Below are 21,736 nucleotides of genomic sequence, written 5' to 3' on the forward strand. Positions count from 1 at the left end.
ATTGTACCTTAATTAGGTCGATTTTTACTGCTGCTACCGTCGCCAAACCCACCGACTACACTTTAAAATCAGTTACAATATCTGAGATAAAAACTTGCGCGTGCGTTCTTCCTTCGGGTTCTGAAAAAACTCTTCCGGCTCAGCTTCTTCAACTAAAACACCGCCATCCATCAATACAATGCGATCGGCAACTTCGCGCGCAAACCCAACTTCGTGAGTTACCACTACCATTGTAATTCCTGTTTGAGCCAAATTTCGCATTACATCTAACACTTCCCGCACCATCTCCGGGTCTAATGCTGATGTCGGTTCATCAAACAGCATGATTTTAGGCTGCATTGCTAGAGAACGTGCAATAGCGACGCGCTGCTGCTGTCCCCCAGACAACTGTCCGGGATATTTTTGTGCTTGTTCCAAAATTCCAACTCTTTCTAACAGTTGCATCGCCACTTCTTCGGCTTTTTTCTTCGGCCACCGGCGCACCCACACCGGCGCTAGCATGACATTTTGCAAAACTGATAAGTGGGGAAACAGGTTGAATTGCTGAAACACCATTCCTACTTCGCGGCGAATTGTCTCGATGTTGCGTAAGTCGTGGGAAAGTTCGATTCCGTCGATCGTAATTTTACCTTGTTGGTATTCTTCTAATGCGTTGAATGTGCGAATAAACGTCGATTTTCCCGAACCAGAGGGCCCCATCACGACCACGACTTCACCCCGGTTTACGGTCATGCTGACGCCGCGCAGTACGTGAAATTGTCCGTACCATTTGTGGACGTTTTCTGCTACGATTACTTGTTCTGGGGTTGTTAGTTGAGTTGCCATAATATTTTTTTATTTTTTAACCGCAGATGAAGGGGGATGAAATTTGATGAAATTTGATGATTTTTGATGATTTTTTAGCGCTGGCCTACTCCTAATGTTCGCTCTATTTTGCGGCTGGCTAGGGACATTGAGTAGCAAAATATCCAATAAATGATGCCTACGAATATGTAAACTTCGGCGTATCTGCCAATATAGGATGGATTTGCTAAAACTGCGCGGGATATTCCGATTAATTCTAACATTCCGAATAGAGATAGCAGGGATGTATCCATGCATAATCCTATGAATTGACCGCCGATCGCAGGAATGACTATTCGCAGTGCTTGAGGCAGTACAATTAGAATTGTAAGCAGGGGTGTATTGAGTCCGATCGACCTGGCTGCTTCTATCTGTCCCCTGGGCACAGCCTGCAAGCCACCGCGCACGTTTTCCGCCAAGTAAGCTGCACTGAATAGAGTCAGTCCAGCAATCGCCCTAATTACTCTATCCAATTTGGGATATTCGGGTGGCAAGAAGAGTTGCAGCATCACTTGACCTAAAAATAAAATGCCAATTAATGGTAAACCGCGAATAATTTCAATGTATAAGGTTGATAACAGTCTCACAACGGGCAAAGAACTTTGTCGGCCGAGTGCTAGCAATACTCCTAAAGGAAAGGAAAGCACAATACTAATAACTGCTAAAAACAGTGTCAGCACTAAACCGCCCCAATCATTTGTTGACACTTCGACCAAACCCAACCCGCCTTTAATTAGCCACAAAATTATGGGGAAGGAAAGAGCCCAAACTGCCGGCATCCAGCTAACCCCCCCCAACCCCCCCTTGCTAAGGGGGGGCGAGGGGGGGTCGGGGTGAATTTGCCTGCCGATGGCATAGCTGGCGGCGGCTGCGATAATAATTCCTAAGAGGTAGAGGCGAGAGGTTAGGTCGATCGGCGAAATCACCGCACCCACAACCGCAGCACCGATTAGAATTAGTAAAGGCGGATTCCAAAGACGTTCTTGCCGCTGAATGTTTCCCCAACTTAATCCTCCCAACAAGGCAATTATGGCCGTTACTATCCACAATCGCCAGTAGGATTCGCTGGGAAATCGGCCGACAAAAAATAGCGGCAAGTTGGCTTCTAAGACGTGCCATTGAGCTTTTGTTGTTGCCCAAACAATAATGCCTTTAATAGTTTGGAAGGCGATAATGAGGCAAACTACTGTCAGAATGCTGTTGTACCAGGTACTAAATAGGTTTTTGCGCGCCCAATTCCAAGGGGTAGGCGATTCGGTGGCTGGGGGCGGAAGTACAGGTATTGTTTCCATAGATTGTGAGTTGTTATTAATTTCTAATACTGTTAGCTAAAATTCCTAAAATTTTATTCACATCTCTCAAGTAATATTCACCTAAATCAATCTCAATAATTTGTTCTTGCAACTTCATGAATTTCCAGATAGTACCTGTAGTAACAGTCCCATAAATCGCAGGAATTTCGTTGCCTTCACGTTCATTAAATATTCTAGCAGCCAACATTTCTGCTACGCACTGTCCCAATCCGCCATTGATATTTTCCTTCTTGGCTTCTACAATGATAATTATTGGCGCTCTAACAATTAGTAATTCTGGGGAATGGCTTATCAGAAAATCGCAACTTCCATTTAATCCTTTTTCCACATCTACTGTAAAGTCTATTCCCGAAAACAAACTAATTTCCAAGTTTAACTGTTTCCTAAGCTCGATCAAAATCGGTGCGATAATCATTTCCGAGCGAGCTTTTTCAGTGTTGCTGCTCAATGCTAAAGGTACATTATCTTTGAGAATTTCTGCCAGTAATGTACTAGAGTCTAATTCTGATACAGCAGCGAACATATCAATTTTATCGGAAATCGTTAAATCAAAAGTTTTAGTTACTCGGTCTAAGCTAAAGTCACTGTATGCCATTTGACGCGCTCTCCTTTTATTCCAATTAAAAGAGATTAAATCTCCCCTATTTATCTTTCCTTGATTTGTACGGTTTTATTGTACCAATTCATGAACAGAGAAACTATCAAACTAATTGTTAGATATGTTACCATGATAATTAACATTGCTTCGATCGCCCGACCGGTCTGATTCAAGGTCGGAGAGCCCACCACAAAATAAACGTCGGGATAAGCAACCGCAACCGCTAAACTCGAATTCTTAGCTAAATTCAGATACTGACTGGTTAAAGGCGGCACAATCACCCGCAAAGCTTGCGGCAAAATTACCATCCGCATCATTGTTCCAGACTTCAGCCCTAAAGACTTTCCCGCTTCCCACTGGCCTCTCGATACTGACTGAATTCCGGCCCGGACAATTTCTGCAATGTAACTGCCAGTATACAAGCTGAGTCCTGTCACCAGGGCGGCAAATTCTGGAGTTAATTTTAATCCTCCTTCGAGCTGCAATTCTGGTGTCAGGCGGGGGAAATCTAGACGATAAGGCAGATTTTTGGTGATAATAAAAGCTAAGATTGCACTGAGCCCGATCGCACCTAGAGCCCAAAACAACTGTCTTCCCGGCTTAGCTTCTTCCAACATCACCCGTGCCCGCCACATCCACAGCCCCGCCGCCGCCAAAACTCCGACTGTTAGCAAAATCAACCAAATCTCAAAACCCGGCAAAGCCACCGGCCAAGGTACAGCAATGCCGCGATTTGTCAAGTAAATCGGCCCCCTCATCTGCTGATTGTCTTCCAGTTTTGGCAGGGAAATGAAAACTGCAAAATACCAGAAAAATAATTGCAGCAATAACGGCGTATTTCGCAAAATTTCCACATACAAACCAGCCAAACTCCGCAGCAGCCAATTGTCGGAAAGGCGCGCAATTCCTACAGTCAAACCCGCAACAGTTGCGAAAATAATGCCGAGACCCATCACCCGCAGCGAGTTGATTAAACCCACAAAATAAGCTTGTCTGTAAGTGTTTTCGGGACTGTAAGGAATCACGCTTTCGCCGATGTCAAAAGATGCTTGGGAATTGAGAAAATCAAATCCAAACGCAATCCCCAGTTGCGAGTAATTGGCACTGAGATTGTCCCAAAGAATCGCGATCACAACTATTACTAAAATTAGGGCGATCGCCTGTCCGGCTATTTTCCAGAAGCGATCGTCCCGCAGCAGTTTTGATATATCTTTAAATTTGGGCAATTTCTGCGATTTGCCCGGTTGAGGTTCTGGGTTCATAACTGTTTAATGTAGAGCGAACTATACCTAACTTTAGCCTGCCTAAAATATCTTGTAGGGTGCGCCTAACAAGCACCTTAAAAGTCGGGTAAGCGCGGAGTACCTTGCTGTCTAAAATATCTTGTTGGTTAACTGTTGACAGTCAACGGTCAACAGTTAACAGTCAACAGTCAACAGTCAACAGTTAACTAAAATTAGCGGAACGGCGGCGAGTAAAGCAAACCGCCATCTTTCCAGAGTCTGTTTTGACCCCGTTCTAACTTGAGTGTACTTTTGGGCCCGAGGTTGCGATCGTACATTTCCCCGTAATTCCCGACTTTCTTCACAACGCGGACTGCGTAGTCGTTCGGGAGCCCCAAACCTTTACCTAAGTCTCCTTCTGTTCCTAGCAAACGTTTGACGTTAGGGTCTGTAGTGCTTGCAACAAGTTGGTCTACATTTCCTGAATTAATTCCCAAATCTTCAGCTTCAATCGCCGCGAAAATAATCCATTTCACCGCGTCAGACCATTTAGGATCGCCGCTTTTTACCGCTGGGGCTAACGGTTCTTTTGACATCACGATCGGCAAAACAACATTATTCTCGGAATTCGGCAGAGTTGTCCGCTTCGAGACTAGCTGCGATCGATCGGCAGTAACACCTTGACAGCGACCTTCTTGATAAGTAGCAAAGACAGCATTCACATCTTCAAACACCACAGGAGTGTATTTAACTCCTAATTTTCGCATTTGGTCGGACAAATTTTGTTCCGTGCTCGTACCTGTCTGCACGCAGATAGATTTGCCCGCAAAATCTTTTAAACTTTTGATGCCGCTGTCTTTTTTGACCATGATGCTTTGAGAGTCATAAAAGATCACTGGGGCAAATTCCAGTCCGGTAGTGCTGTCCCGACTCGCCGTGTAGGTGGTATTTCGGCTGAGAATGTCGATTTCTCCGGCCTGCAAAACTGTAAATCTATCTTTAGCGTTGAGCTTTCGGTACTCGACTTTTTCGGGATCGTCAAATATTGCCGCCGCTACCGCCCTGCACACATCCACATCCAGTCCCGAATATTTGCCCTTTTCGTCTAAAAAGCTAAAACCCGGCAGTTCGCCACTGACGCCACAAATCAGTTTGCCGCGGCTGACAATTGTATCTATCCGGCTTGAACCTTGTTGCGAGTTGCCGCCTGCAGTAGTTGTTGCTGTTGTTTGTCCGGTTTGTGCCGATCGATCCCTACAAGACGCCAACGGTGCCACAAATAACACACTTGCTAGTAGCAGAAATCCCCATTTACGCATAGATTTTAGTAGAACGCTTTCCTGACAATCCTACCTTGTAGCTGTCGAGAACTGTGGCGATCTGCGAACTACAAAAGCCTCAGGCTTCAAATTAGCCGTTCTGCATCCGGTGCTGCACTGCGGCAACTGCACCGACTACCCGCCTGTTTTTTTTTGAGCAAACTGGGAGCCCAGAGTTAGAAACCCGGTTTCCGGCTGGAGGCCTCGTCGTCAAACCCAAGATTTATCCTTGAAACCGGGTTTCTTTTCTGCTTTTTCTGGCCAGCGCAAGGGCTCATCGCCTTTCCCTGGAATATTTATCCGATTTTGATTGAATGCGCTCACCGTAGCTCTGGTGCTAGCCGCTGCTCAGCTAAATCGCGGATTAGGGAAAGCCGAGACTGGATGTATTCGTCCAACACATCTGCTTCTTTGCCATTAAGCGCAGAGTTCGTTTTTAACTGCTTTAGCAGCCACTGTACCAAGGTCGCATCGTCTAAATTGACTAACAGAGTAGCTTGGGTGGTCTCAATTAATGACCAGAGTTGGCGTAACATGACTGGAGTCATAAAACCTCGTTGAGCGTAAATACGCACTTAATGGGCGGGCATAGCGAAAAGCTGGTCTTGGTGTCTCAAGCCGATCGACGAAAAGCACCTTCCGGGCGATCGGCTTAATGATTATTTTATATTTGACCACAATAACTTAATACAGTAGTGTCATAAGTTACAACACACAAGATGTTATAAGAGTTCCCAATTCCTTCACATTGAGATAAATATCTTGATAAAAGATTAAAAATCTTTACACGCGCTCGCTCGCGGGGGCTGCCAAGAGCTGTCCGGGATCGGGCCCGATAGCCCGGTTCAAGAGAAAATTGATTGATTACTCAGTAGCCACAAACTTTTGAACCCCCGCCAGAATTATTTCTAATTCAGCGATGATTTTTGTAGCCCCCTCCAAATCATTTGATTCAGCCCGACTTTGAAGCTGATCTGCCATCTCCGGCATTAACCGCACCGCCGCCGTAGCGCTGACACCTTTAATTTGATGAGCCTGGCGGGCGAGTGTCTCCATATCTCCCGAGGCGATCGCCTCCTTAGCAGCTTCTAAATAACTACCAGTATCCACCACAAAAACTTGCAGTATTTCCCGCTCAAACTCTAAATCAGCGCCCGAAATTTCGTGCAAACGTGCCATATCGACTACCGATTCGATATCTGGCTCAGAATTTTGAAGTTCCTCGCCCTTAAACTTGGGAGTTTCAATTTTTAGCTTGGCCGACCAATTTTCTAGTACCGATTTTAACTTTTCAATCGCAATAGGTTTGCTAATATAATCGTCCATGCCCGCCGCCAGACACTTTTCCCGATCGCCCTTCAAAGCATTCGCCGTCATCGCAATCACCACCGTCTTTTGATGCGGCTGCATCTTGCCAGCAGCAACATCTGCAGCTTCCCGGCGGCGCAATTCCAGCGTTGCTTCGTAACCGTCCAAAATCGGCATCTGACAGTCCATCAACACAATGTCATACTTTTTCAGAGCAACCATAGATAGCGCCTCTGCACCGTTATTGGCCACATCCGCCGCGCATCCCAAAACTCTGAGTTGATTGAGACCAACTTTTTGGTTGATTGGAGTATCTTCAACTAACAAAATCTTTAAACTTGCTAAGTCCCGGTTGTCAATAGCCGAGGCTCGATTGGACGTTGAATTTGCCAGCGGCTCATCAATCAGTGTACTCGGGGCGATCGCATTCGCCAAGCAATCAAATAGTCGGTGAGCTTTCACAGGTTTAGTTAAATAGCCACTAAAACCGCTATCTACCAAGCGTTTCGCTTCTCCAAGCTGAGTCATTGAAGTCAGCACCACCCATTTTGTCTGCTGCATTGCCGGCTCAGAAATCCTCAAGCGTTCGAGACTTCCCGCCACCATTTCCGGCAACTGAATATCAACCAAAACGATATCGTAAGGGGAATTAAGGCTGACAGCTTTGTACAGAGATGCGATCGTCATCCAACCGTTCTCAACCTCCTCCACCTCCATTCCCCACACAACTGCCATTCTCACTAACACTTTTCGCACTGTCGGCTTGTCGCTAGCAATTAACATTTTTCGCCCCGCCAGCACCGTTTCCAAATTCACTTCGCACGCTGTCCCGACACCAGTTAAATTTTCCTTAACTGTCGGCACAGTAAACCAAAAAGTCGAGCCTTGGCCAGGGGTACTTTCCACACCGATTTGTCCACCCATTAACTCCACCAACTCCTTAGAAATAGCCAGGCCCAAACCTGTTCCACCATATTTTCTTGTTGTAGAGGCATCAACTTGAGTAAAAGATTGAAACAGCTTTTTTTGGTCTTCGGGAGCAATCCCTATTCCTGTATCTGTGACTTTAAACAGCAGGAGCATCGAGTCCTTGTTTTCTATTTTTAACGGTTCGATATTCTCTAAAATTTTCTGATTATCGCTGGCTGCCAATAACTCAGGATTACTAGCATTAGCCACCTCAATGACCACTTCTCCTGCTTCTGTAAACTTTATAGCATTGTTGATCAAATTAGTGAGTATTTGCCGCAACCGTGCTGCATCACCTTTAATTTGCAGCGGCACGTCGTTGTCAATCAGTGCCACCACTTCTATACCTTTTTCTTGTGCGGGAGTTGCCAACAAATCCAGCACTTCATTCATACAGATACTGAGGTTAAATTCTAGTATTTCTAAGCGCATTTCTCCGGCTTCCAGTTTGGAGAGATCTAGAATATCGTTAATGATGGAGAGTAAATTTTGACCGCTGAGTTTCAGCGTCTGTACAAAGTCAATCTGTTCGGGAGTAAGATTCGTTTTCAGCAGCAAATCAGTCATCCCCATCACTCCATTCATGGGAGTACGGATTTCGTGACTCATATTTGCTAAAAATAACGACTTCATTCGAGACGCTTCTAGGGCGGCTTCTCGGGCTTGCTGCGCTTGTTCAAAAAGAGTAGATTGCTGAATGGCGATCGCCAACTGTACGCTCAACCTTCCTAGTAAATCCACCTCAGAATCAGTCCAAACGCGCGGACCTCTGCACTGATGGGCAATCAGCAATCCCCACAACCGATTTTGACTCGTTTCCAAACTCCTTCCATGGGAGCAAATTCTGGGAATTTTCGGCAAATATTCTGTTGCCAACTCCTGACTTTCATCGCCTATAAAAATTGGTACAACTAAATTAGCCCTGACCTGCAAACTAGCAAGTAAATCTCGGTGTTTTTCACTCAAACTGGCAGTATAAATATCTGCCATTGCTTGAATTTGTCCAGCACTATATAGAGATACATAACTTTCCCCAAAGGATGTCATTGGAACTTCTCTGCCCAGCAGTGGCATCCAATCATCCCCTACAGATTCCACAACAACAACCGCTGTTTCGTCGGACTCAAAACGATAAATTACTGTGCGGTCAGTTGCCAGCAACTGCCGCACTTCTTGTACAGCAGTGCTCAGAGTTTGAGTGAGGTTGAGAGACTGCCGGACTCGCTGGGCGATCGCCGAAACAAGCCGTTCTTGTTCTGCTTGTTCCTGCAGCATTCTCTCAGCTTGCTTGCGTTCGGTGACATCGCGAATTACCGCAGCAAAGCACAGCGGTTCGGTGCTTTGAGGGTGCTTGACCAGAAAAGCATTTATCAAAACATCTATGCGTCTTCCGCTGCGCCAGTGCTGCATTTGACCTTCTCCTTGCCACTGGCCCTGGTTGCTAATTGTTGGCAAAATCTCTTGACTGAATTTCTGTTTAAAATTTGGGCCGATATACTCCCATATCTCGGTATTAAGCACTTCCGAAAGATTCTCTACCCCCACCATTTTCCGTCCGGCTTCGTTGACAAACAGCGTTTGGCCTTTTAGAGTAGCCATACCGATAAAATCGCTGCTGTTTTCAATCAGCGACACAAATTTTTGCCGTTCTTCTTCTCCTTTTTTGCGTTCGGTAATGTCGCGCTTGACGCAGACATGACAAATTACATCGTCGGCGTTGTTAATCACAGAGTATGCCGCAACGTCGATCGCCAGCGTCTGGCCTTTTTTAGTGCAGTTAGTAATTTCGCCCCGAAAACTTCCAGTTTCCGCTAAACTTTGGGCAATTGCCGAAAAGCGCTCGCCCGCAACCAGCGGCGACGCTTCTGCTTCTAATTCCGCGTCTGTGTATTCTAGAAGCGTTTGGTGAGCACGATTTTGTTCGAGGAAAAACCCGTCAGCATCGATAATCACGATCGCATCGTTGGAGTTTAAAAATATTTCTCGGTAAAGCTTTAGTTTTTCCTCAGCTCGTTTGCGTTCGGTTATGTCTCTTTTGACACTTACGTAACAAACTACATCCCCAGCATCATTGAGAACCGCAAAAGCCGAAAGCTCCACCTCAACTGTTCCCTCTTGCAAAGCCTTAATAAAGGTGATTTCGCCTCGGTAACTCCCTGTTTCCGCCAAGCTTTGCAGTACCGACGCAAATGCCTGTTGTCCCATCTGATTTGCCGGGGTTTTTCCCCACAATTTTGACGCACTGTAACCCAGCAAAGCCGTGTGAGCTTGATTTGTTTCTAAGTAATAGCCTTGGGGGTCTAAAATCGCGATCGCATCGTTGGATTTCAAAAAGATTTGTTGATAAAGTTGCAGCTTCCGTTCAGCTTGTTTCCGGGCGCTAATATCCGTGAACAAACCGTAGTAAACTATCTCTCCCGATGCTTGGAATTCTGGCTGAGAAGCTCCTTGAACCCATTTAAGTTTTCCTGACGGAGTGACAATTTTTCCTTCCCAGCGCCAAGGCTGCAAATTTTCAGCAGAAAGCGTCAGCGAGTTAAGGAAATCATCTCGATCTTCGGGATGAATCATGTTAACAATTACATTAATATCCTGCTGAGCCTCCTCTGGTGCGATTTCATACAATTCTCGGCAGCCGGCGCTCACAAATGAGAAAGCCATTGAGCCGTCTGGATGTAAGTCAATTTGATATACCGTACCCGGTACGCTAGCAGTAATTTTTTGCAGTTTGGCTTGGCTTTGATTCCTGGCTTCATCTGTGGCCTGCAATTGACCAATCTCTCTAGAAAAACCCAAAACCCCAAATATATTACCCTCTGCATCGCATAGCGGCACTTTTTGCGTGTCAAAGACGTGCTGTTTTCCGCCTTCAAAGACGATCGCCTGGTAGGGATTGCGAACCCTCTCCCCAGCCAGCACAGCTCGATCTTCCTCGCGGATGCCCCTAATTTGGCTGTTGCGATCGCCAAATACTAATTCCGCTGAAAACCCTAATTCAATATCATCTTTGCCGATAATTTCCTCAACATTTTTTCCCAAATATTCAGCAAAACTTTGATTTACAAAAATGTATCTAAAGTTTCTATCTTTCGCAAAAACTCTGTCCGGGCCCTCCTCCATTACAGCCCGCAACAATAGTTCTTGACTTTCAGAATCCAGAGCAAAATTATTTGGAAATCTATCCTTGGCACTGGTCGTTTGACGTGCTAAAGTTACTAACTGTTTGGCACAAATTTGAGCTACAGTGTGGAGCAAACAAAGGTGTTCCAAATTAAAAGCAGTTGCTTGCTCTGCACCAATGAAAAATACTCCCAACAATTCTTCACTGTCATCCAGGTTGGCTGGTGCCATCAAGACTGACTGAAACTGAGCCATTGGTGGCGGAGTGATGTTGTGCGCCCAGTCCCGATTGCCAGCAAGCCATTCAGCGCGAGCAGCTTGCAAGCGCCCTTCCATTTCGGCTTTAGTGCTAGCACTTAACGGCTGTAAGTGTTCCAGATATATTTGATCGTCCGATAGCGTCAAAATTGCGATCGCCTGTGTGGGAATGAGGCGATCGAGATGTGCCAGACACGCAGAGCAAATTTCCTCAACACTGAGAGCCGCTTGAACTTTTGCAGTAAGTTCGTGGAGAACTTGCAGTTCCAAGGTACGCTGGCGGACTTTTGCTTTGAGGCTGGCGGCTAGGATTTGCATAGTGCTCACCAAACTGGTTTGCTTATATTATAATTATTGATTTTTAAACTTTTTCAAACAATCATCTTAAAATACATCCGCCGAAAAAACAACTTTTTTATATTGAAATTACCTTCAACCGATAAAAAAAACAAGGGCGCGATCGGGAGCAAAGCGGCACCGCAAAGCACCTGCTTGGCTCCCGCAGCGAGATTAGACGGCGAAATTATCCCATTAAAATCACGTTATCGATGACGTGGATGACGCCATTGTCTGCTTCGATATCCGCAGCGACAACTGTAGCATTTTTCACCTCAAAACCGTCAGAACAATCAATTTTAATCGGCGAACCTTCTAAGGAAGTAACAAAACCGAGTTTTGCCAAATCAGCCTTCATAAACTTCCCCGATACGACGTGAAACATCAAAATCCTGGTCAGTTGGGGAACGTTCTGCACTAGGGTTGTGATAGTTCCCGGCGGCAATTTCGCAAAAGCATCGTCAGTGGGTGCAAAGACAGTGAAAGGGCCCGGACTCTTGAGCGCATCTACTAAATTAGCTACTTGCACCGCCGTTACCAGGGTTTGAAACGAACCCGCACCTACGGCAATATCAACAATATCAGGCATTGTGTTTTACCTCATTTGCAAAAAATGTTCTCTTAAGTATCGTAAACTGAGGCTGGCAACAATACCTACTGTCTTTTTTGAAAAATTGGTAATTATTTTGTAGTGAGGACTTCAATCCTCAGATTTTTGCTGAGGACTTCAGTCCTCACTACAAACCTAATAATATAGGACTTACGCATGGGGGCCCAGAAACCGGGTTTTTTACGAAAATACTTCGTTAAAACCCGCAGATTAGGTAAAAAACCCAGTTTCGAGGAGTCGGAGTGCGTCCAGGACTGTAATAGTTATTTTACACGACATAATATTACTAACGCCTTGGCAATTTAACCGCGCGGGGGTTTACAATTTCTACAATACTGCTGGGGATTGTGATACCAAAACCTCTGTTTCTAAATCTGCTACTTCAGGATTTAGGTTTTCTCCCTTGTGAATGCTAAAACTGCCGTACACAATAGAAATTTCAAAAATGTCTGTATGAATCAAAGCTGCTTTCCGGTGCGCGTTTTCACCCAAATGAATGCCAATCAATTCAGCTTCGGGATCGTTTACATCTTCAGGATGGAAAACCTCCCAACTGATGTCTCGGCAGTCATGAAATACTATGCTATAAGGCAATCGCTCTCCTGTAGGATCGTAAATAAATTCAAATAAAATTTGATTTCCCCACAAAGACACATTGACATTTTTTACGAGGGAGGTTAGCCCACCTAAATTAAGCAAGTTGTAATCATCAGGCATATTAATTACTCACTTTTTCTCCAGTATTGTGTGTACTCAAAATTGGGTTACCAAATTCATCGCGTGTTTTGACTAAGCTGCCATCTTTGTCAAGACGCAAACCTTTGTTTATTCTGCTGCCATCTGAAGCGTATTTTGGAGCTGGGGTGCGTACAACTTCACCATCAGTACGAATATGAACTCGCGAACGATCGGCAAATTCGTATTCAAGATAACCACCTTTAGTAGATCTGATTTCTGCACCCAATCCCCGCAAAAAATCATCGACTTCTTGGCGAGTCATCCCCGTTAAGTCTCCAAACTCAGATGCAATTCCATTTCCTCCAACTCCCTGACTCGGCACGCAAGTCTCCTCACCAACCATTCATCTTCGAGTTTAGCACAGTTGCAGAATCGGAAAAAGGAAGTTCCGCAACGGATTCGCTTTCTGAGGATGTAACGGATGGATGGAAGAAGGAAGAAGGAAGAAGGAAAAAGGAATAATCATTCCTCAAACTCGCAATGCCCAATGCTTTTCGGCACAATTTTCAATTCCCAATGACCAATTATCAATTCCCAAAACAAATAGGGGGTGCCTTGCGCCCCCCTACTAATTAACTAAAACTAACTAAAGTAGGGAACAATTATTAGCCGCCGATTTGCACTTTTACCACGCGGTTCTTTTCTGCTTCCGCTTTAGGCAAAGTCAGGTTTAAAACTCCATTTTTGTACTCAGCTTCTACGCTGTCATTTTGAACCCGTGCGGGTAGGGGAATCACCCGGCGGAACGAACCGTAGCGGAACTCCGAGCGAGTCATGCCTTTATCTTCACTCTTAGATTCGTGACGGCGTTCGCCGCTGATAGCAACAGCTTCTGCGGTTACTTGTACGTCCAAATCCTTAGCTTCCATGCCTGGAACTTCTAACTTAAGGTGGATGGCTTCGGGAGTTTCATCGAGTTCGGCGGCGGGTACAAAAGCAACACCGTTAGATGCGCGATCGGTTGCCGGAGTCAAGCTATCAAACAACCGATTCATTTCTCGTTGCAAGGAGTCCATTTCCCGCAAAGGTTCCCAACGAATAAGTGCCATAACTAATACCTCGACTATCTGAAGTTTTTAGGGTTGAGAAACACTTGACTCAACCTGTATTTAATATATTTCAGCTTCAGAAATAGGGAGATTCGGTTTTCCGCAAAAAGGTCGATCGCATTACCGAACATTTGCGAGCAATAATGTTGAGTGAGTCGGTTTGAAAGTGGAGATTTGAGATTGACTCCACAGATAAATCTGGAAGTTTGACCAAGAGTCGAAAATTTCAAGTATCCGTTTTTGGGCGAAGTCAGCAGCTTCGAGGTTGGAGAGTTGAGATTTGAGATTGACTCCACACATGAATCGGGAAATTTTAACTTTGGTCTAAAATTTTCTGCTCTCCACCACTCCTGTCTGCTAGCAACTATCCGTTTGTGGGCGAAGTCATTGCAGGTGGCGCTATTCGATCGCATCGGAACCCAACAATTTGAGATTTTAGATTTAATTTAGAATTCCCAACCTAAAATCTCACATTCCACATATAACGAAACAAAATTAACTCCACCGCGAATGCTGATAAGAAGCGTAGGTATCAAACAAAGCACCCACCAAACCAAAAGTTAGACCAATGACGAAAAAGCCCTGGAGGGGACAGCCGCTGCCGAAAGTAGCTAAGAACTGCAAAATCATGTCTTCTCCAGAACGACCAACTCCTTGGAGAGCAGGCACGAAGCCGATCAGCGAAAAGCTAGTCAATCCCGCGCCGATTAACAAGACGGGGGCGACAAAGCTCAACAGGCTGGTCAGCAGTACAGAGCGAAGAAAATTGGGAAAAATGCTCATAAGAGTCAGTAAATTCAGCTAAACTGCCGAAAGGTGCAAGCAAACAAAACTTGTCCTTTTCTACGATAGGCAGCGATCGCCGTCAGTGGCCAGTTCTGTCAGAAATCTTAAATGTTATAGAAAAAACTTGTTTAAGATTTGTAGATAGATTTCATTTTTTGCAGTTGTTCTACACTCGAAATCCCCTTGAGCACCACTACATCTTCGAGCCTCAGTTTGTGGAGTCAGCGGTTGCTGGCAGCAGCTTTATTGGGCGGCCAAGTCATGCTGCACTTGCTGAAAGGCAAAATTCACCGCCGCAACACCATCGACCAAATGGCAGCAGTCGGCCCGGAATCTCTGCTGATTGCTTTGCTGACGGCGGGTTTTGTCGGCATGGTATTTACTATTCAGGTAGCCAGGGAATTTATTAACCTCGGTGCCGCCAATGTCGTAGGTGGCGTTTTAGCTTTGTCTTTGACTCGCGAGCTCGGCCCCGTCTTAACAGCCGTCATCGTGACGGGACGGGTAGGTTCGGCTTTTGCAGCGGAAATCGGCACGATGCAGGTAACAGAACAAATAGATGCCCTGCTGATGCTCAGAACAGACCCGATCGACTATTTAGTAATTCCCCGCGTCCTTGCTTGCTGCTTGATGCTGCCAATTTTAACCATCATGTGTCTCGTCACCGGCATCCTCGGCGGATTGCTGATTGCTACGACGATGTACGGCATCTCTCAAAGCGTGTTTTTAGAATCAGTCCGCAATTTCCTGAGTCTGTGGGATATTTGCAGCGCGGCAATTAAGGCTTTTGTGTTCGGTGGTTTGATTGCTGTAATCGGCACTAGCTGGGGTTTGACCACCACTGGCGGGGCAAAAGGCGTCGGTCAATCGACTACTACGGCGGTGGTGACGGCTTTACTGGCTATTTTTATTGTGAACTTTTTCCTGACTTGGCTGATGTTTCAGGGGACGGGCTCTAGCGTACTCAAAGGCTTGTAAGCTAGGAAACGGATAAAATATGAATAATTGGCAACATTCCTTTACTACCCTTGATTTAAACCCGTGAATACCACTGCCTCTTCGACTGCGCCGACAAGTACGATCGAACTCGCTCCGAGTTATGCGATTCCCCTAGTCCTGGTACTGGCGGCCCTACCGCTGCTGTTCGTGCAGAAGTGGGCTAGTTTGCCGCTTTCGCTGTTCGGCTTGTTTCTGATGTACCAAGCCGCCACCATCCGGCTACAATTTACCCCGACAGATTTGGACATTTATCGATCGTCCAACTTAATCCGCCGCTTTCCTTACCGAGAATGGCAAAATTGGCGGATATTTTGGCCCGCTGTGCCGATTTTGTTCTATTTCAAAGAAATTAACAGCATTCACTTTCTGCCGGTTCTGTTCGATCGTAAAATGCTACAGACCTGCTTAGAACAGCGCTGTCCCCGTCAAGACTAAAAAAGTTGTTAATTTTTAATTTTTAACTTTTCCGTGCCCACGCCGAACAAAATTTCCCATGAATTCAGACGAATCTCCAACCCAAGAACCGCAACCACAACCAGCCGCCCCAAGCGGTGACGGCGAAGTCGATTTACCCGTGAATCAGACGGAGTACCAACTTCTATCTCAAACACGAGATTTGTGGATCGACGAAAATGAACTGCCAGCCCAACTCCCGCCAGAAACAGACCCGCCGCTGGCCGAGGAAGATGCCGAAATCGCCCAATTCGTGGACGAAGCTGGCGCAATCGCCCAAATTCCGCCCAACACCGACGATGCCGAATCAGAAAGTCCGATCGCTCAAATTGAGCTTCCAATAGACTCTCAGCCAACAGCAACCCCAGAAACGGTAACGCACATCCCAGAAAATGTTACCGAACAGTTGGCAGAGAGAGTCAAAGAATTGCAGCAGCAAGAACAAAATTTGACTGAAAAAATTGCCGCATTGGAAGCCGACAAAGCCAATGCTATAGAAGCGTTGGGCCAGGCTCAAGCATCGATCGGGCGTTTGGTACAAGACGGCTTGATTCAATTAGATCACCGCAAACAAGCGCTACAAATCGAAGTAGAAAAACTCGAACGCCGGCGCGATCGAATTCAAAAGGAAATGCGAACCACTTTTGCCGGCGTTTCCCAAGATTTAGCAATTCGAGTCCAGGGTTTCAAAGACTATCTAGTAGGCAGTTTGCAGGATTTGGCCGCTACCGCCGAACTCTTAGATTTGACGCCACCAGTGCAAGAGACACCCAAGCAAATTCCTGCTGAGGAATCTCAATCCTCAGCACCGATAAATCCCAGATTTTCCGAACAGGGATTTCAAGAACAAGCCAAACAAATTCGCCGCACCCTCGATCAATACCGCACAGTCCCCGACTACTACGGCCCGCCTTGGCAACTCCGCCGCACTTTTGAACCCATCCACGCGGAACGAGTTTCTAACTGGTTTTTCACTCAAGGAGGAAGGGGTGCTTTGCGGACTATGGGTTCGCGCTTGCAAAATATCTTGATTACTTCGACAATTATTTCTGTACTCAGAAGCGTCTACGGCGGGCGGGTGCGGACTTTGGTGCTCGCCAACAGTCCCGAACGTTTGGGAGAGTGGCGCCGGGGTTTGCAGGACTGTTTGGGCATTACTCGCAGCGATTTTGGCCCGGAACGGGGGATTATTATGTTTGAGTCTGCGGAAGCTTTGGCTCAAAAAGCCGATCGACTGGTGAAAGATGGCAAATTGCCGCTAATTGTCATTGATGAAACTGAGGATTTAATTAGTTTGTCAATGCTGCAATTTCCGCTGTGGTTGGCCTTTGCTTCTGACCCGCAAACTTTGACGACGGCGAAAGAATTTTGAGATCAAATCCGGCTTTAATACCATCAATTCCGGCAATTCCCGGCGAATAGAATTCGCTGCTATACAAACAAAGTCCGCCTCTGCGGACTGAAGAAATTCAGGAGTAAACTAACGGGAATTGCTTCTTCCTTCTTCTTTCTTCTTCTTCCTGACATCCGTTACATCCGTTACACAATCCGTTGCCGAACTTCCTTCTGCTGTACAACAAATCTCAAATAAAAAAATGGCTAGCTGGATAATTTTAAATGGGGCATTGCTAATAGCAGCTTATCTGCAGGGATCGATTCCGACTGGATACGCCTTGGGGAAATGGATGCTAGGAATTGATATTCGAGAGGTGGGTTCGGGTTCGACGGGTGCGACTAACGTACTGAGGACTTTGGGGAAGTGGCCGGGGTTGGGGGTGTTGCTGGTTGATGTGTTGAAGGGGGTAAGTGCGATCGTCCTAATCCGCTACATTTACTCTCTCAGTTTTACCAGCCAGCTAGCAACCGCAGCCGGTGTAGAAAATACTGCAACTGTCATCCCTTGGATGGCAACTTTGGCGGGTTTCTCTGCTGTTTTGGGCCACAGCAAATCAATCTGGCTGGGGTTTACCGGCGGTAAATCAGTGGCTACAAGTTTGGGAGTTTTGCTCGGTTTGTACTGGCCAGTAGGTTTGGGAACTTTCGGAATTTTCGGAATAGTATTTGCGGTATCGCGAATTGTTTCTTTAAGCTCGATTATCGGAGCAATTAGCGTTGCTGGATTGATGTTTGCTTTACATCAGCCGCTGGCTTATGTATTGTTTGGAATAGCGGGCGGTGTGTTTGTAATTGTGCGGCATCGGAGCAATATTCAGCGGCTTTTAAACGGTACTGAACCAAGGATTGGAGAGAAATTGGAAACAGCAGCTAGCGAGTGATAATTAGTATTGTTGTACCGCTGGTTGCAGATTACTATTTTTCTGTCCAATCTTCGATTTAAGCTTTTGCAGGATGCCTTACAGCCCATCTTACAGCTTAGAATCCCTGAACCGAGATAATACTGTTTTGGAGTTGAGCCGGCGTTACACCTTCAAAAAAACCTACTAAATCGCCAGAATTTCTGACTTTGATTAGAGTCCCTGAAGTCACTATCGGTGCAGGATTTAAGATTGATGGGGATACCCGGGGTTTCCCTGCTTCTGGAACGTCAAACGAGAGTAAGATTGTCACATTTGTCAAGCTTTCCAAAACTACCTCGTTAACCGTCAAACCGTCTGCTAATCCAATTTTATCGAAAGCGGGTCTGAAAGCTGTAATGAAATCGACATTATTGATATTAGTCACTCCGGGTTCTGGTTGGAGGACGTACAAGTTGCTGCCTTCGATTTTAATTGAATTATTATAACCCAAACCTGCTAAAAAGTCGCGACCAAAACCTCCCACCAGAGTGTCATTTCCGTTACCGCTGGCTAAAAAATCATTGCCTTTACCGCCCAATAGAATATCGTTTCCCGCACCACCTATAAGAAAATCTGCATCTTGACCCCCGTGGAGAAAATTATTTCCCTCTTCTCCAAGCATGGAGTCTCTTCCTTTTCCTCCGAATAAAGAATCGTTGCCAAAACCCCCACTGATAATATCTTCCCCTTCATTGCCAAATATCAAATCGCTGGTTATTGAGCCATCGACTGTATCGTCACCTCCGAGCATCAAAACTCCGCCAGAGGAATTACCTAAACTTCCGAACCGTAAATCAGTGTATTCGGATGTATTGTCCCCAAAGAAGCGCGACGATCCTGATGGGTCTCTTTGTAAAGCCATAAAATATTTTCTCCCTAAAATCTCCGATGCCAAGATTATTAAATCAGCCACTCTCAAAGTCAATTCATATATTCATAACTTTGAGTTCATAAAAGTCATATTTGTGGTAGGATCGACACCAACGGGTGCAGCGAGTCAAGGCCTAGTAAAAATTTATGTGTCTGAATCCAGGGGATATTCTGCGCGATCGCTACCAAATCATCGGTCAATTAGGTGAGGGAGGATTTGCCAGAACCTATACGGCTAACGGCGCTTTGGGCAGCCCCGAAAATCCCCTGTGCGTCGTCAAGGAAATTGGGCCTCCTCAATCGAACGATCCCGATGTTTTGCACAGGGCACAGGTGCAATTTGAAACAGAAGCTGAATCCCTGATATCTCTGGAAGAGTGCTCGCGCATTCCCAGGTTAATCGAGCACTTTCAAGAACAGGGAAGATTTTACTTAATTCAAGAATACATCGAAGGAAATGCGCTGAACCAAGAGATCGGTTCAGGCAGGCAGTTTACGGAATCAGAAGTTATAGATTTATTGCAGGACATTTTAGAAGTTTTAGATTGCGTCCACAAAAAACATATTATTCACCGCGATATTAAACCGTCAAACTTAATCCGATGCAACCGCTCCGGCAAAATTGCCGTGATAGACTTTGGGGCAGTCAAAGGTATTAGCAATTTGGCGATTCAGGGCGGTCAAATAACTCAAACTCGCGTCATCGGTACAGACGGTTATATGCCAGCCGAACAGTGGACAAATCAACCAAGATTTAACAGCGATATCTATGCTGTGGGAATCATCGGCATTCAAGCGCTCGCAGGCTTAGATATTCAAGATTTTTTTAATGATAAAAAAACTGGGGAACTCGTCTGGCGCTACGCTACACACGATCGCCCGATGGTACAAATTAGCGACAAGCTGGAAAAAGTTTTAAATAAGATGGTGCGCTACCACTTTAACCATCGCTATCAATCCGCTGCTGATGTTTTGCAGGATTTGCGATCGGTGGTGGTATCGCCCTCACCGCCGATTGAGACTGCGGCGCAGGTGGGAGTGGAATATTCGATCGCCAGTGACAGCAGGACACCTGTGGGCTCAAACCCTCGTTTAGTCCTCCCAGATAATTTAAGTGCCGGAGAAAGAATTCTCTTTACCAGTTCTCGTCCTCGGTTAAAGCAAAGAGGAGTTGAAAAATTTGCAGCTTCAAATTCAGAGCAAGCTTTTAATTTATTCAAACAATCGTGGGATACAGAATACGGCAAAGATCCAGAAACTTTAGTTTACCTGAACAATGCTTTTCTGGAGGTCAGCAACGCTCCTTATTACACAATTGCTGTAGCCATTCCCATTTGTGGGAGAAGGCCGGACAGTTTTGCTCTGCTGGGTGCTCAGGCAAAAGAATTTCTGCGCGGAGTGGCTCAAGCGCAAACAGAAGTTAATTTGGGACTGTCCAATGCTAGCGATCGGGACTTTCCCGGTCGAGATTTTTTACCAAGTCAAGCCATTAACGGCAAAGGACTTAAGGTAATTATTGCTGACGATGGGAACGATGAAAGAAAGGCAAGACAAAGAGCAATCTCACTGGTAAATCAACCGGAGATTTTAGCAGTTGTCGGTCACGCTAGCAGCGAGATGACGATGTACGCTGTAGATATTTACAATAACAATAATCTGGTTTTGATGTCTCCGGGTGCAGCCACGCAAGAGCTAACAGATGAGCCTAAAAAATTTTTCTTTCGGACTCAATATACGAGCAGTTTAATCGCTAAAGATTTAGCGGACTACCTCCTCGCAAAAAATCAAACACAAGTAGCAATTTTATACAATCAGGAAAGCCCATTCAGCGCATCTTTTAAGGAAGAGTACACAACGTATTTTCGAGACCGCAAAGGGGGAAAAATAGTCTGCATTCGCGATTTCGATTTATTTAACACAGACTTCAACGCCCAAAGAGCGATCGAGGAAATCCAGGCGAACGCAGAAACTGCGATCGTGTTAGTTCCAGACCCTCATATTAGGGGAGCCTTAAACAGCGCATTTGAGATAATAAAACTTAACGCCGATCGCAATTGGATTGCCGGGGCATGGATGCTGATGTGTCCGCAAATGTTAGAATTTGTATCTGGGCAACCGCAAATGTTGTTTGAAAAACTAATCCTTTCTGTCGGCTGGCATCCCTTAAACAGCCCCAACGAAGAATTTCCTCAACAGGCTCGATCGCTGTGGGGAGAAGAGGGAAATACTCGTATAGCTTCAGGTTACGATGCAGCGCGCGCACTCATAAAAGCATTGGAAATGCAGCAGGAACCCAGTCGCGAAGGAATGCAAAGAACGCTTTCATCTCCTGATTTTAGGGCTTGGGGAGCAACAGGAACCATTCAGTTTAACTCCCCAGAAAATGGAGATCGGAAAAATCATCCCAGCGATTTAGTACATATTGTAGAGTGTCCAAAAGAGAAGTTAGGCCTCGCTTTTGTTCCCGTCAAGTATCCGACAGCGGCAGCGGCAGGTTTAAATTGCGATTGAACTCGTTTCTGATTGATTCAATTTTCTTGCGTTAGCCGCCCTCGCTCGCGGTACATGAACCGCCAGAGGGCGGCGTTACATACTCGTGAGTAAACTATATAAACCCGTTCCCGCCCGATGGTAAAATCAACGTCAA

20 protein-coding genes are annotated in these 21,736 nt (G+C 45.7%); 7 read left to right on the top strand and 13 right to left on the bottom strand.

What is annotated here, in order from left to right; all coding sequences use genetic code 11:
- Positions 1–72: 72 nt before the first annotated feature.
- The 10 genes from QUB14_RS09460 to QUB14_RS09505 form a co-directional block, all read right to left on the bottom strand.
- On the bottom strand, positions 73–825 hold the full coding sequence (locus QUB14_RS09460; protein WP_333219026.1) for an amino acid ABC transporter ATP-binding protein: 753 nt from the start codon (positions 823–825) through the stop codon (positions 73–75).
- A gap of 74 nt (positions 826–899) precedes the next feature.
- Positions 900–2,135: an amino acid ABC transporter permease gene (locus QUB14_RS09465; RefSeq protein WP_333219024.1), complete on the bottom strand. Its 1,236-nt coding sequence runs from the start codon at positions 2,133–2,135 to the stop codon at positions 900–902.
- Between the two features lie 16 nt (positions 2,136–2,151).
- Complete coding sequence (locus tag QUB14_RS09470) at positions 2,152–2,751, bottom strand: hypothetical protein (protein ID WP_333219022.1); 600 nt, start codon at positions 2,749–2,751, stop codon at positions 2,152–2,154.
- A 50-nt stretch (positions 2,752–2,801) separates the two neighbouring features.
- Positions 2,802–4,016, bottom strand: a complete 1,215-nt coding sequence (locus QUB14_RS09475) for an ABC transporter permease subunit (RefSeq protein ID WP_333219020.1) — start codon at positions 4,014–4,016, stop codon at positions 2,802–2,804.
- Positions 4,017–4,210: 194 nt separating this feature from the next.
- Entirely contained in the window at positions 4,211–5,296 is a 1,086-nt protein-coding gene (locus tag QUB14_RS09480) for an amino acid ABC transporter substrate-binding protein (RefSeq protein WP_333219018.1), read from the bottom strand.
- 320 nt (positions 5,297–5,616) lie between these two features.
- The gene (locus QUB14_RS09485; RefSeq protein WP_333219016.1) at positions 5,617–5,844 is read right to left on the bottom strand and encodes a hypothetical protein; all 228 of its coding nucleotides are present in this window, start codon (positions 5,842–5,844) and stop codon (positions 5,617–5,619) included.
- Between the two features lie 316 nt (positions 5,845–6,160).
- Positions 6,161–11,269 (bottom strand): PAS domain S-box protein, encoded by a 5,109-nt coding sequence (locus tag QUB14_RS09490; RefSeq protein ID WP_333219060.1) that lies wholly within the window; start codon positions 11,267–11,269, stop codon positions 6,161–6,163.
- Between the two features lie 205 nt (positions 11,270–11,474).
- A complete protein-coding gene (locus QUB14_RS09495; protein ID WP_006634220.1) occupies positions 11,475–11,876 on the bottom strand; it encodes a fasciclin domain-containing protein in 402 nt (133 codons plus the stop codon).
- A 348-nt stretch (positions 11,877–12,224) separates the two neighbouring features.
- Positions 12,225–12,614: a hypothetical protein gene (locus QUB14_RS09500; RefSeq protein ID WP_333219014.1), complete on the bottom strand. Its 390-nt coding sequence runs from the start codon at positions 12,612–12,614 to the stop codon at positions 12,225–12,227.
- A 1-nt stretch (position 12,615) separates the two neighbouring features.
- On the bottom strand, positions 12,616–12,897 hold the full coding sequence (locus QUB14_RS09505) for a hypothetical protein (RefSeq protein ID WP_333219012.1): 282 nt from the start codon (positions 12,895–12,897) through the stop codon (positions 12,616–12,618).
- A 23-nt stretch (positions 12,898–12,920) separates the two neighbouring features.
- Here QUB14_RS09505 and QUB14_RS09510 point away from each other — a divergent pair, with 23 nt between their 5' ends.
- Complete coding sequence (locus QUB14_RS09510; RefSeq protein ID WP_333219010.1) at positions 12,921–13,097, top strand: hypothetical protein; 177 nt, start codon at positions 12,921–12,923, stop codon at positions 13,095–13,097.
- 143 nt (positions 13,098–13,240) lie between these two features.
- On the opposite strand, the gene QUB14_RS09515 is transcribed toward QUB14_RS09510, so the two are convergent.
- A complete protein-coding gene (locus QUB14_RS09515) occupies positions 13,241–13,684 on the bottom strand; it encodes an Hsp20/alpha crystallin family protein (RefSeq protein WP_333219008.1) in 444 nt (147 codons plus the stop codon).
- A gap of 240 nt (positions 13,685–13,924) precedes the next feature.
- On the opposite strand from QUB14_RS09515, the gene QUB14_RS09520 reads away from it, so the two are divergent.
- A complete protein-coding gene (locus tag QUB14_RS09520; protein ID WP_333219007.1) occupies positions 13,925–14,134 on the top strand; it encodes a hypothetical protein in 210 nt (69 codons plus the stop codon).
- 45 nt (positions 14,135–14,179) lie between these two features.
- Here the strand turns inward: QUB14_RS09520 and QUB14_RS09525 are convergent, their stop codons facing one another.
- Entirely contained in the window at positions 14,180–14,467 is a 288-nt protein-coding gene (locus tag QUB14_RS09525; protein ID WP_190656534.1) for a hypothetical protein, read from the bottom strand.
- A 186-nt stretch (positions 14,468–14,653) separates the two neighbouring features.
- On the opposite strand from QUB14_RS09525, the gene QUB14_RS09530 reads away from it, so the two are divergent.
- From QUB14_RS09530 to plsY, 4 genes are all read left to right on the top strand, one after another.
- Positions 14,654–15,448: an MlaE family lipid ABC transporter permease subunit gene (locus QUB14_RS09530; RefSeq protein ID WP_333219005.1), complete on the top strand. Its 795-nt coding sequence runs from the start codon at positions 14,654–14,656 to the stop codon at positions 15,446–15,448.
- A 63-nt stretch (positions 15,449–15,511) separates the two neighbouring features.
- Positions 15,512–15,904 carry a DUF3119 family protein gene (locus QUB14_RS09535; RefSeq protein ID WP_333219003.1) on the top strand — a complete coding sequence of 131 codons (393 nt, stop codon included), beginning with the start codon at positions 15,512–15,514 and terminating at the stop codon, positions 15,902–15,904.
- A gap of 58 nt (positions 15,905–15,962) precedes the next feature.
- Positions 15,963–17,294 (top strand): DUF3086 domain-containing protein, encoded by a 1,332-nt coding sequence (locus QUB14_RS09540; protein WP_333219001.1) that lies wholly within the window; start codon positions 15,963–15,965, stop codon positions 17,292–17,294.
- A 223-nt stretch (positions 17,295–17,517) separates the two neighbouring features.
- Positions 17,518–18,198 (top strand): glycerol-3-phosphate 1-O-acyltransferase PlsY, encoded by a 681-nt coding sequence (gene plsY, locus QUB14_RS09545; RefSeq protein WP_333218999.1) that lies wholly within the window; start codon positions 17,518–17,520, stop codon positions 18,196–18,198.
- A gap of 97 nt (positions 18,199–18,295) precedes the next feature.
- On the opposite strand, the gene QUB14_RS09550 is transcribed toward plsY, so the two are convergent.
- Positions 18,296–19,081 (bottom strand): calcium-binding protein, encoded by a 786-nt coding sequence (locus QUB14_RS09550; RefSeq protein WP_333218997.1) that lies wholly within the window; start codon positions 19,079–19,081, stop codon positions 18,296–18,298.
- A gap of 155 nt (positions 19,082–19,236) precedes the next feature.
- Here QUB14_RS09550 and QUB14_RS09555 point away from each other — a divergent pair, with 155 nt between their 5' ends.
- On the top strand, positions 19,237–21,600 hold the full coding sequence (locus QUB14_RS09555) for a bifunctional serine/threonine-protein kinase/ABC transporter substrate-binding protein (RefSeq protein ID WP_333218995.1): 2,364 nt from the start codon (positions 19,237–19,239) through the stop codon (positions 21,598–21,600).
- The last annotated feature ends 136 nt before the right edge of the window (positions 21,601–21,736 follow it).

The sequence above is a fragment of the Microcoleus sp. B3-D2 genome, assembly GCF_036705345.1.
Lineage (GTDB): Bacteria > Cyanobacteriota > Cyanobacteriia > Cyanobacteriales > Microcoleaceae > Microcoleus.